Source organism: Streptomyces sp. NPDC039424, assembly GCF_055639495.1.
This window is the reverse complement of record NZ_JBVKAI010000012.1, coordinates 37,047-50,770: the sequence shown is the minus strand read 5'-3', so window position 1 is coordinate 50,770 and position 13,724 is coordinate 37,047. Positions and strand designations below refer to the sequence as shown.

Here is a 13,724-nt window from a genome sequence, read left to right as displayed (position 1 = left end):
AGCGTGAACAAGCAGCAGAGGCAGAGCCGCACCCTGCGCCCCTTGGTCGGCGTCCTGTCCGCCCTTGCGGTGGCCCTGACCTCATCACGCAGCTCCGCCGTCGCGCTGCCCTGGTACGTCCTCACTCTCACCGGAAGCGCCGCACAAACCGGTCTGGTGAGCTTCTGTCAGCTGCTGCCTTACGTCGCGGGCAAACTGTTCCTGGGCTCGGTGGTCGATCACGTCGGAGCCCGACGAACCTCATGGGTAGCCGACATTGTCAGTGCCTTCGCCCTATGCGCCATACCTCTGCTGCACTGGGCTGATGGCCTGACATTTCCTACACTACTGATCTTGGTCGCCGTTATCGGAGCCGCCCGTGCGCCGGGAGACCTCGCGAAGGAGACGATGGTGCCCGCGGCCGCCGAACGGGCATGTGTGCCCCTGCCCCGCGCAACCGGTTTCGCTGGCACCATTCAACAAGGAGCCGCGATCGTGGGCCTGACCGGCGGTGGCTGGCTCGTTGCGGCGGCTGGCCCTCAGGCAGCGCTGGGCATCAACGGACTTCTTTTCGTCGTCGGTTCGCTCATTGTGGCCTTCATGATTCCCCGCCTCGAAAACGATGCGTGGGACACACCCTCGCCGACACAGACCACTGTCCCCACGTGGTGGCGAACGTATCTCGCGAGCATGGCGGAAGGCTTCCGCTTCCTGCGCGGTGACCATCTCCTAATGACGGCGATAGCCCTGCTCGCCTTGCTCGGCTTGCTGGACACCGCCTTCTCCACCGTGCTCCTCCCCGTATGGGCCAACGGCGACGGACGCGGGGCGGAACTCGTGGGATCAATGGGCGGAACGCTGGCCGTTGCCGCGATCACGGGCAGCGCCATTGCAGCCGCCTTTGCCCACAGGCTCCCGCGTCGAGCGGTCTTTCTCGGCGCCCTCTTGATCGCCGGCGGCCCTCGATTCCTGATCCTCGGACTCGACGTATCCGTGAGTTGGGTCTTCGTGATCATCGCGATCAGCGGTTTCGCGGAGGGCTTCCTCAATCCCATCCTTGGCGCGGCAGTCCTGGAACGCATCCCCCGAGACATGCTAGGACGTGTCGGAGGTATCGCGGACGCCATGGCGTACGCGGGCATCCCCTTCGGTGGGATGCTCGCAGGCGTCCTGGTCGGAGCTCTGGGGGCACCTGCAGTGCTCCTGGCGGGCTCTGCCCTGTACTTCGCTGTCGTCCTGGTGAACATAATGTTCCCCGCTTGGAAGGAACTCGACACCGGCAAGCCCACCAACCCCGCAGAACCAGATCAGTAGAAGTCCCGAAGAAGGGCCCATCTGCCGCGGATAGATCACGGCTCTTCGGCATCCGCCCCAAGGCCGCCGTGAAGTACGTGCACGCGGCGCATCAGGCGTCCGCTGCCCGAAGTACCTCATCCGTGGGACCACCGCATCAAATGCCAGGCCGAGGACCCGACCGGTCGGAAGATCGTGCAGTCGGCCGTGTCCGGGCAACCCGGGCGTGGTCAGCATGGCGACTCAGCGCCCGCGCGGCCGAGGGGCGCGGATTTGGCCGGCTGAGAACCTGCTCACGGGCATAGCGCAGGGCGCGCACGGTCGGCGTGTAGGAGGAGACCACCCGTCCATCACCGTGCGTCGGTTCGAGTCGTCCGGCCGGTTCTTGTGATACCCCGCGGCGTGCACGGGGAGCTGCCCCAGCAGCCCGCCGGGCGCCCACCACACCCGTGGCCCTGCCTCTTCGGCGTCCTCCCCCTGTTCTTGCGGAGGCCGATAGAGGTAACCCATGTCCAGCCGTCCCTCACAGGGATCCGCTGAGTCTGGCTATCGGCGTGGGCCGACCAAGGCGAAGCGCCAAGAACTTGACGCTGCTGATCGACAAGGGCGGGACCTCGATGAGGAACCGCCCGGCAGTAACCCGTGGCAATACGTGATCATCTATCGGTCACTCAACTTCACGGAGTGCATCAAGTGCGCGGTCGCCAGCCCAGGAAGTGGGCAGGTAGAGGGAGCGCTCGGCCTTGCTCAAAGGAAGCTAAATTCCACGCAAAGTGGAGGCCTGTGCTCCAAAATTGATGCGGTGGGGGCTGTCTTGATTTTGGCGAACGTAAATGGATGAAGATGCCTGATGTGCCCGCCCGGAGAGGTGCAGCAATCCGGTAGGAAACCTGCGCGTCCCGGCATTTCGGACAGGTGGCTGAAGTGGTCGTGTTTGCGTAAAGCGGTCATAGCGTTGACTAATCTCACAGCCTTGACGTGCGCAGGTAAGGCGCAGTTAAAGTCCCGGGACTTTTGAAGTTCATGTGACTCCCAGGTGGGGGCTTTGTGGGGTCAGGGGGGCGGGGAGATGAGCGAGTCCCACGCGCGACGTGGTGTGGTCAGAGCCGGGCTTGGTTTGGCGGTCGCCACGATGGTGGCCGCTGGCCTCCCGTCGATGTGGAGCGGTACTGCCGCTCACGCCGCGCCGTACTCGGCCCGGGTGTCGGGTTCCGGCAAGATTCGGGCAGCCCAGACAGTGTCTGCTGCGGAGAGGGCGGCTGAGGCGGGCGGCAGCAACGTAGAGGTGACCTCGCTGCGCACGGAGTCCAGCGAGGTCTATGCGACGCCCGACGGACAGATGGAAGCCATACAGCATCTCAAGCCCGTCCGCACGCGCATTGCCGGGCAGTGGAAGGCCATCGACAACGCGCTCACGACGCAGTCCGACGGCACCGTGGCTCCCAAGGCGGCGGCCGTGGGGTTGGCCTTCTCCGGGGGAGGCACAGGCCCCCTGGTTTCTTTGGCACGGTCCGGGAAGACGCTGTCTTTCTCCTGGCCGACCCGGCTCCCCGCCCCAAGCCTCGACGGCGACACTGCCACATACGCAAATGTGCTGCCGGACGTGGACCTGAAGATGAAGGCCACCACCGACGGCTACTCGGAGCTGCTGGTGGTCAACACCCCCGAGGCAGCCAAGAACCCTGCCCTGGCCGAGCTGAAGCTGAAAGTGGCATCCCCGGGTCTGGACCTGCAGGAAGCGACCTCCGGAGGGCTGGAGGCCGTGGACACCAACGCCGGCGGCGTGGTTTTCCAAGCAGCCAAGCCCTTGATGTGGGACTCCACAGAGCCCGCGCAAGCCTCTTCTGGAACCAGGAAGCATGTTGTCGCCCGCTCCGGAGCCGGTGATGGGTCAGACGCGGCAGACGCACCCGGCGACGGGGCCAAGGTGGCACCGATCGGTGTCGATGTCGCGACCGACGGCAGCGAGCTGAAACTTACGCCAGATCATGGCCTGTTGACGGATTCGGACACGACGTTCCCGGTCTACATCGATCCGCAGACCTACACCCCCAAGGCGGGGGAGTGGACCATGGTGTCGCGGTATTGGGCGTCTGAGCCGCAGTGGCGGTTCAATGGGGACAAAGACGCCGGCGTCGGGTACTGCGGCTGGTACTACTGCGCGCCCTACGACGCAAAGCGTCTGTTCTACAGGTTTCCCACGGCCGACCTGTCAGGGAAGTCCATCCTCGGCGCGACATTCGTCGCACAGGAGACGTGGTCGGGGTCATGCAGTGCACGGTCGGTTCAACTCTGGCGCACCAAGCCGTTCGACAAGAACACGACGTGGAACAACTCGGCGGACAACTGGCTCGATCAGCTGGACTCCAAGTCCGTGGCCATGGGCGGCGGCGCCGACTGTCCGGCAGGCAAGCTCGAGCTGGACGCAACGGCCGCAGCGAAGTACGCCGCCTCCCACGGGTCGGATTACACATCCTTCGGTCTGCGGGCAGCCGACGAGGGCGACAAGTACGGCTGGAAGCGGTTCTCCGATGACGCCTATCTGCGGGTGAAGTACAACAAGCCGCCGGCGCAGATCCCTATGGCGCACCTGAACCAGGAGCCGGGCGGAATCTGTAAGAAGCCTGAGAAGAAGGCGTACATCCGTCGCCTGCCCCAGCTCACCGCATACGACGTCAAAGACCCGGACAAGGACCAGGTGGCTGTGCAGTTCCAGCTGTGGTGGGACGCTGGAAGTGGCTTCAAGCCTCAGTGGACCTCCAAGAAGGAGACCCTGAAGTCAAAGCCGTCCGGGAGCCAGTTCAGCATCACCCTGACCGAGGACCTACCAGGCACAGACAAGTCGATCCCCAAAGACAAAACTGTCGCCTGGTTTGCGCGGGCCTGGGACTATGACCAAGCCAAAATTTACAGCCCTTCGCCATGGTCGGGCGCGGGATCGGCGACGGGCTGCTACTTCGTCTGGGACACCAAAACACCCGAGGGACCGAGAATCACCTCCGGTGACTACCCGGCCAAGGACGACAGCAACCCGAACGACCCGGTCTACGACGGGGTGGGACGCTACGGCACCTTCACCCTGGATGCGCCGGACACCGACGTAGTGAAGTACTGGTTCGGAGTCAACGAAGAACCATCGTCGGACAACGAGGTGACCACCACAGGCGGAGCGGCCAGAACAGTCAGCTTCCGGCCCACGCGGTCCGGGATCAACTTCCTCTACGCGCAGGCATTTGATTCCGCAGGCCGCATCAGCGAGCAGTCGCGCTACGTCTTCCGGGTCAAGTCCGGCCAGCCCACCCGGGCTGAGTGGAAGCTGGACGACGCCTCGGGCGCGACAAAAGCGGCCGGAACGTCCGCGGCCCGGACCCTGGATCTGAAGGGCAGTCCGACGCTGGGTGCCGCGGGAGTGCAGGGCAGTGCGGTTTCCCTCGACGGCGTGGACGACTATTTGGTCTCCGACATTCCCACCGTGGACACCTCCACCGGCTTCTCGGTGGCGGCCTGGGTGCATCTCGACAAGGTGCCCGACGGCGCGGCAGTGGTCGCGGCACAACCGGGCAACAATGCCCCAGGTTTCGAGCTGTACTACTCCAAGACATACGACCGGTGGGCGTTCAACCAGTACTCGGCCGACGCGACCACGGCCACACCCGTGAGGGTGATGCAGGCTGCCGCAGGCGGTGCCAAAGCAGGCGCATGGGTGCACTTGGCCGGCACTTACAACTCCTCCGCCGGCCAGCTGTCCCTGTATGTCAACGGCACGCTCGCCGGAACCGTTCCGTATTCCACCCCCTGGGACGCTCGCCGCGGCCTGCAGATCGGTGCCGGCTCCTACAACGGCGAGCCCGGCAGCTTCTTTCCCGGCACCATCGATGACGTCCGCCTGTACGACAAGCCGCTGGCGGCGAACGAGGTCGCGAGCCTCTACAACAAACAGCCCATCGGCACCGGCCGCCCCGCTCGCGCGGTCTTCTCCCTGGACGAGTCGGCCACCAACGACGACGGCACCGCAAGGACGCAGGTCTCCGGCCATGCCGAAGTCAATCCGGCCGTGTTCAAGGGCGGCGCGACCGCGGGCAAGGCCGGCCGGGTCGGCACTGCGCTGAGCCTGGACGGCGTCGACGACTACGCGACGACCACAGGGCCCCACATCAACAACCAGCGCAGCTTCTCTGTCACCGCCTGGGCGAAGCTGCCCAAGAGCAAGCCCAGCCACGCGGCGGTCATCGCCACCCAGACCGGCACGGTGAAGCCGGGCTTCGAGCTTTACTATTCGCCCACCTACGGCTGGTCGTTCAACCAGTACACCCAAGACAGCACCAGCGGCACACCGGTCCGCGCAGCACAAGGCGACCCGGACCTGGCGCCGGGCGGCGAGTGGACCCATGTCGTCGGCTCCTACGACGCCGTCACCAACGACCTGCGGCTGTATGTGCAGGGCAAGTGGGTGGCCACGTCGAAGTTCGACGCCCCGTTTTACGGAAGCGGACCGGTGCAGATCGGTGCGGGCAACTACAGCGGCACGACCGGCAGCTTCTTCCCCGGCCAGATCTCCGACGTGCAGCTTTACGATCGCGCGCTGTCCGCCCCAGAGATCGCCGCCATGTTCGACAGCCAGGCCACCGTAGAAGGCCGCTGGAAGGCGGATGCCTCATCCGGTAGCCCGGTAGCCTCGCCTGACGATCTCACGCGCGAGGACCACACTCAGCATCCTCTGATGCTCAATGGCAACGCGAAGATCGACAACACCAGCCTGGACAATCCCATCGGTGGTGGAGCTCTGGTCTTGAACGGTCAGGGCACCGGATCTGCCGCTACCACCGTCTCGCCGATCGACACAAGCAGGAGCTTCACAGTCTCCGCCTGGGTCACGGCCCCCAGCCGCCCGACCAAGCCCGTCACCGTGATGAGCATGGCTGGCACCAACAACAGCGGCTTCGCGGTCCGCTACGTCCCCGAGGCAACCGACCCCGCGCATGCTGGCCGGTGGCAACTGGTCATGGCCAACGCGGACAGCACCACCGCGGCGACAGCCACCGCCGAGCACAGCAACTTCCAGAACAACACCGACTGGAACAACATCATCGTTGTCTACGACGCCTTCGCCGGACAGATGACCCTCTACGTCGACGGCCAGACGCAAGCCACCCCGTGTGCGGACGATGACGACGACGGCGTCCCCAATGACCCTGACTGCACCGAGAAAGTCTCCTGGAACGCCTCGGTACTGCCCTTCGCCGCCACCAAGGGCCTGCAGCTCGGCCGGCTGAGGACCAGCTCCATCACCTGGGGCGAGTACTGGAGCGGCGCCCTCGACGATGTGTGGGTCCTGCAGGGCGCAGCTAACGAGGCGCAGATCAAAGGTCTGTCCGGCGGAGCCGACCTCGACACGACAGCAGGCCCCTGAGCAGAGCAACCAGAGCACCACGACTGGCCCGAGCAGACACAGTAGCAGTTACAACCCGTAGCGCACCCGTGACGTATGGCGAGACGCGAAGGACGAGGACGGATTGATCGTGATGCGAGCACGGATGATGGCGATGGGCATGCGACGCCGGGTTGCCGTCCTCATTTCCGCTGTCTTGGTGGGCTCGATCCTCCAGGCTTCGGCTACTTCCGTGGCCGAAGCGGACAACGAACCCCACATACCCGCTGCAGAAAAGCCGCTGTCTGGGCACGGCGTCCCGTCACGGCCCCGCCTGGACGACGGCGCGCCACGAACGCCCAAGGCCAGACCCAGACATGCCTGGGCGAAGCCTGGCTCCGCCACGCTGTCCCTTCAGCCCGGCACCCAAAGCAAGGCCGTACGGGCGGGAAGCCTGCCCATTACCCTCATTACGCCAAAGACGGCAAAGCGCACGCCGTTGTCCAAGGCCCAGAAGGCCTCCCACACACCCTTGACGGGCAGCGCCACCCTCCGTGTCCTCAACCAGAAAACCGCCCGGCGCGTCGGTGTCGACGGCCTGCTGTTTTCGCTCAAACGGCAACCCGATGCCACCGGCAACACCGTCGGCATCAGCGTGGACTACTCCGCCTTTGCACAGGCCTACGGCGGCGCTTACGGGGCGCGGCTGAAGCTGGTACAACTGCCTGCCTGCGCCGCGACCCGCCCACAGGACACCCAGTGCTCCAAGCCCACGCCCGTCGTGTCGCACAACGACACCATCGCGAAGACCCTCACCGCCCAGACGCTGACCCTTCCGGGCAATGGCAGCGCTGCCTCCCTGCTGCTCGCGGCCACTGCGGGCACGTCCAGTGACCAGGGCGACTACAAGGCCACAGAGCTGTCCGCCTCCTCCTCGTGGCAGACCAACCTCAACACGGGCGACTTCACCTGGTCCTACGACATGCCCGTCCCCGACGTGCCAGGCGCCTTCAAGCCACAGGTCGGTCTCGACTACTCCTCTGGCGGCATCGACGGCCGCACCTCCAACAGCAACAACCAGTCCTCCTGGGCGGGAGACGGCTTCGACCTGTGGCCCGGCTTCATCGAACGCAGCTACAAGTCCTGCGCCGACGACGGCGTGACCAACGCCGACGGAGCCAAGACCGGAGACCTGTGCTGGGCCTATGACAACGCCACCCTGTCCTTCAACGGGCACTCCGGTGAGCTGATCGCGACCGGCACCGGCACCAATTCCTTCCGCCTCAAGGGAGATGACGGAACAAAGGTCGACCGGGTCTACGGCAAGACCGGAGACGACCGCGACAACGGTGACAACGACCAGGAGTACTGGCGTGTCACCACCACCGACGGCACGCAGTACTACTTCGGATACAACAAGCTGCCCGGCTGGTCGAGCGGAGGCGAAACCACCGACTCCACCTGGACGACGCCCGTCTTCGGCGACGACAAGAACGACAAGTGCCACAAGGACACCTTCGCTGACTCTTGGTGCCAGCAGGCCTGGCGATGGAACCTGGACTATGCCGTGGACACCCACGGTAACGCGATCGCCTACTACTACACCAAGGAGACCAACTACTACGCGCGGAACCTGAAAGCAGCCGACGAAACGATCTACAACCGTGGCGGCTACCTCGACCGCATCGAGTACGGCCTGAAGTCTTCTGCGATGTACTCGGCCAAAGCCCTGGCCAAGGTCGACTTCACCTCGTCCGAGCGCTGCCTGCCCGAGACGGGCGTGACTTGCGACGCGTCCACCATCGGCGACAAGTCCTTCTACTGGTACGACACGCCCTGGGACCTGAACTGCAAGTCAGGCGCCGACTGCTACAACGCCAGCCCGTCCTTCTGGAGCCGTAAACGGCTTACCTCCGTCACCACCGAGGTCCGGCAATCGGACGGCACCTACAAACCTGTCGACACCTGGAAGTTGGACCACCGCTGGGGCAAGTCCGACATCGACTATCAGTTGCTTCTCGACTCTCTGCAGCACATCGGACGGGCCGTGAGCCCTGAGATCACGCTGCCCAAGGTCACCCTCGCCTACGACCAGCGCACCAACCGGCTCAAGAACGACAAGGACAACACCGCCCCGTTCATCAAAGAACGGCTGTCTGGCATCTCGGATGAGACCGGCGGAGAGGTGACCGTGAACTACTCTGCGGCTGCCTGCGACGCCTCCGACCTGCCGACCCCGCAGACGAACACGACCCGTTGCTTCCCTGTCTACTTCACCAAGGAAGGCGACAAGGACCCAACCCTGCAGTGGTTCAACAAGTACGTTGTCGACTCCGTCATCCAGACCGACCGCACCAAGTCCTCCCCGGAGATGGTCACCCGCTATAGCTACCTCGACGGCGCAGCCTGGCACTACGACGATGACGATGGCCTGACCAAGGAAAAGTACAAGACCTGGTCCACCTGGCGCGGATACGCCCACGTCCGCGTGCACACCGGCGGCCAGGAACCGGTCGGTATGAAATCGCAGACCGACCACTACTTCCTGCGCGGCATGGACGGTGACAAAGCCGCCCCATCCGGCGGCACCAAGTCCGTCACCGTATCCGACGACAACGGCGGCACCATCACCGACCACAATTCCGTCGCGGGCTTCGAGTACAAGACCGAGCAGTACAGCGGACCCGATGGCAAGATCCTTGACAAGGCCGTCAGCACCCCATGGCACCACGAGACAGCCAAACGCGTCCGCTCCTGGGGCACCACCACCGCCAACCTGACCGCCGCAGCCTCCACCCGCACCTGGACCTCCCTGGACGATGGCGCAGGCAGCAAATGGCGCACCACCTACCAGACCAACTCGTTCGAAGACACCGCCGGCCGCGTCACCCAGACCGACGACTTCGGCGACGAGTCCACCGCAACAGACAACCAATGCACACGGACCACCTACGCGGACAACACCACCAGCTGGATCCTCGACGCACCCTCCCGCGTGGAAACAGTCGCAGTGAAGTGCGCAGACATCCCTGACCGTTCCAAGGACGTCATCGCCGACATTCGCACCGCCTACGACAAAAACGACTACGGCGCAGCCCCCACCAAGGGTGACGTCACCCGAACGGCGACGCTGAAGTCGCACGACGGAAAAGCCGCCACCTACCTCGAAGCCGAAACAGCCTTCGACGGCTACGGCCGCCCCACCACAGCAACGGATCTCACCGCCACCATCACCGCGACGGAAACCACCGGCCCGGTACGCGCGACGCGCAAGGACGGCCGCACCACCACCACGGTCTACAACCCGGCAACCGGCTTCCCCACCACCTCCACCGTCACCACACCGCCTGCCACACCTGGTGACGCGACCACGGCGCAGACCATGACGACGACCTACGACACGGTCCGCGGCCTGCCCACCACAGTCGTCGACACCAACAGCAAGCGCAGCGACACCACCCACGACGCACTCGGCCGAACCCAGAAGATCTGGCTGCCGAACCGCTCGAAGGCCAACAACGACACCCCGAACTACGAGTTCTCCTACACCATCACCGACGGAAAACCGGTCGCAGTCGGTACCACCACCCTGTACGGCACCGGCCGCAGGACCTCTTACACCCTCTTCGACGGCTTCCTACGCCAGCGCCAGACCCAGGGACCCGGGCCGGACGGCGGCCGGCTCATCAGCGACACCTTCTACGATGAACGCGGCCTGACCTCCAAGGTGTTCGCCCCTTACTACAACACCAGCGCCCCCTCCACCGGCCTCCTGGCACTCGACGACGCCCTCGCGGTGGAGACCCAGACCTGGAACACCTACGACGGCCTGGGCCGCATCATCAAGTCCCAGCAGATCGCCGGAAACGGCGACAACGGCAAGGTCCTGTCCACGACCACCACCGCCTACGGCGGCGACCGCGCCACCATCACCCCACCGAAGGGCGCGACCCCCACCACCACCGTCACCGACGCCCGCGGCCGTACTGCGGCAATGTGGCAATACCACGGCTCCACACCCACCGGTACGGCCGACAAGACACTGTACGAGTACAACCCCGCCGGCAAACTCACCAAGCTCACCGACCCGGCCGGCAACACCTGGACCTACCGGTACGACCAGCGCGGCAACCAGACTGCCGCAACCGACCCGGACAAGGGCGAGACCGACTCCTACTACACCGACCGCAACCAGCTCGACCACACGATCGACGCCAACAGAAACAAGATCACCCACGTCTACGACGGCCTCGGACGAGAAACCGAAACGCACCAGGGCGACGCCTCCGGGACCCTGCTGACCAAGCACGTGTGGGACCCCACCGACTACAAGGGCCAACTCGCTTCCGTCACCCGCTACGTCGGCGGCGCAACGGGCTCCGCCTACACCACCACCTATGGCCTATACGACACCCTCTACCGGCCACACCGGACCACGGTCACCATCCCCTCCACCGAAAGCGACCTGGCCGGCTCCTACCAGTCGAACGTCCAATACAACGTCGACGGCACCATTCAGTCGACCAGCTACCCAGCCGCAGGCAGTCTCACCGCAGAGACCATCTCACCCACCTACGACGACGTCCTACGGGTGAAGACACTCAGCGGTAGCGGCGGTGCCACCTATCTGACCAACACCGTCTACAGCTACACCGGCAAGCCCCTGCAGTACACCTACCAGGCAGCCGGAGCCAAAAAGACCGACGTCACCAACACCTACGAGTGGGGCACCCAGCGCCTGCACAACTCCAGCGTGAACCGGGAAGGCATCACAGGCACCGACAAGTCGGCCACCTACAGCTACGACGAAGCCGGCCACATCACCTCCATCGCAGACGTTTCCCGAGACGGCACCGACAACCAATGCTTCAGCTACGACTACCTCGGCCGCCTCACGGAGGCTTGGGCACAGAACACTCTGTCCTGCGCCACCATCCCCACCGCCTCCCTCCTGGGCGGCCCCGCCCCCTACTGGCAGTCGTACACCTACGACCTCAGCGGCAACCGCCGCACCGAAACCCAGCATGACATCAGCGGCGACGCCGCCAAGGACATCAACCGCACGTACACCTACCCCACCACCGGCAGCAAACGGCCCCACGCCCTCACCCAGGTCGACACCAACGGCCCGAACGGCATCTCACAGGACACCTACGCCTACGACGACGCCGGCAACACCGCCACCCGCACCATCAGCGGCGACAAACAAACCCTCATCTGGGACGCCGAAGGTCACCTGTCTCAAGTCACCAAACCCGACAGCAGCGGCCACACCGAGACCACCTCCTACATCTACGACGCCGACGGCAACCGCCTCATCACCCACACCGACACCGACACCACCCTCTACCTCGGCAACACCCAGATCACGCTGGCCAAGGGATCCACCACCAAGAAGGCAACCCGCTACTACGACCTCGGCGGCGGCAACCAAGCCATCCGCACCGATGACAACAAACTCAGCTTCCTCATCGGTGACCACCACGGCACCTCCGAACTCGCCATCAACGCAGCCGACCTGACAACGCAACAACGCCGCTCTACACCATTCGGCGCAACACGGGGCACCACACCAGCCAAATGGCCAGGTGACAAGGGCTTCGTCGGCGGCACAAAGGACAACAGCACAGGCTTCACACACCTCGGCGCGCGCGACTACGATCCCTCAACTGGCCACTTCCTGTCCGTCGACCCCCTCCTCGACCCCAGCGACCCGCAGCAGCTCAACGCCTACGCCTACTCCAACAGCAGCCCCGTCACCTATTCCGACCCTTCCGGTCTCATTATCCCCAACTGCACAAACGGATGGAACGCGTGCGGCCCTGGGCCTCATACCGAAACACCGCACATCGTCGACCCCTCCGGCGGCGGCAGTAGCAGCGGCGGCACCGGGACCCGACACAAGCCTCGTTATGGCCCCGGCTACAGCGTCTCAGAGGACGGTCAGCCTCTCATCGGCGGGATCAGAATCCCGACCAAGAAGGAACTGTACGCGCGCTATTCTCAGCTTGATCCGCGTCACAACAGCTACGCGCAGTTCCTTTCCGCCTTCGCGAACGACATGTGTTCGCGCGCGGACGGAGCGGACAAGACCAAGTCATTCTGCGAGACTTCGAAACGCGCCGGACTGCTGCGGGGTGCCGAAAACGACCCCTGGGGTATCACCGCGACCTATCACTGCATCATGGGACGCGGTGACTGCACCGAAGCGGCCATCGACGACACCATCACCATTCTCTCCCTCGGCTGGGGAAGCTTCAGTAGAGGCCTGGCAGCCCGGGGATTCTCGAGAGCAGCGGCCGCTGAGATCGAGGAAAGCGCGACGGCAAGGCTGATCCAAGCGGCATGCAGCTTCTCCCACTCCACGCCCGTCCTGCTCAAGAACGGAAAAATCAAACCCATCGGGAAAGTCAGACCTGGCGACAAGGTCGCAGCCGCCGATCCTCAGACTGGCAAACGCAAGGGAGCGCGGAGGGTCACGGCCCAACTCGTGCACCACGACAACGACCTTGTCAAGGTGACTGTCCGGGCCGCCGACGGCCACCTGGCCACGCTCGACACCACCGCCAACCACCCCTTCTGGGACGACACGACCCGCGCCTGGGTCCCTGCCGGCAGACTGCGACCTGGCCACAGCCTCAACACCGAAAAGAACGGGCACCTTCAGGTCGCTGGTGTTGAGACCAAGCCCGGCGAAGCCGACATGTACAACCTCACAGTCGAGGATCTGCACACGTACTATGTGCTGGCCGGGTCAACTCCGCTGCTAGTTCATAACAGCAGCGGATGCCCTCGAGTACGAGTAATTGGAAACACCCCTGACTATCAGAGAGTAGCCGAAATGGAAGGGGGGCAGTGGTTCGAGGTGCCGCTGAGTCACTGGAATAAGCTCACGCCGGAGCAGAAGTGGGCGGAAAATTTGAAATTTCTTGACAGGGGCATAGCGGAGGGTGCCACATTCAGGCTGGCCACCCCGGTGGGCAAATCGATTGATAATTCCATCTATCATAGCGAAATTAATCACCTATTGAAGAATGGCTACACCTTCAATGATGCAGGGGATGCGTTAATTCCCGGGAAGTGA

Annotated in this window: 3 protein-coding genes; all 3 read left to right on the top strand. The window is 64.3% G+C overall.

Translation table 11 applies throughout. From position 1 onward, the window contains the following. The first annotated feature begins 3 nt into the window (after positions 1-3). A complete protein-coding gene (locus tag ACZ7L0_RS26970; protein WP_471245151.1) occupies positions 4-1,293 on the top strand; it encodes an MFS transporter in 1,290 nt (429 codons plus the stop codon). Between the two features lie 1,048 nt (positions 1,294-2,341). After that, positions 2,342-6,682 carry a LamG domain-containing protein gene (locus ACZ7L0_RS26965; RefSeq protein ID WP_471245150.1) on the top strand — a complete coding sequence of 1,447 codons (4,341 nt, stop codon included), beginning with the start codon at positions 2,342-2,344 and terminating at the stop codon, positions 6,680-6,682. Between the two features lie 211 nt (positions 6,683-6,893). Further along, a complete protein-coding gene (locus ACZ7L0_RS26960) occupies positions 6,894-13,724 on the top strand; it encodes a polymorphic toxin-type HINT domain-containing protein (protein WP_471245149.1) in 6,831 nt (2,276 codons plus the stop codon).

Bases quoted from the DNA above. Each gene is read 5' to 3' on its own strand.
- ACZ7L0_RS26965 (WP_471245150.1), top strand. From the start codon at position 2,342: ATGAGCGAGTCCCACGCGCGACGTGGTGTGGTCAGAGCCGGGCTTGGT.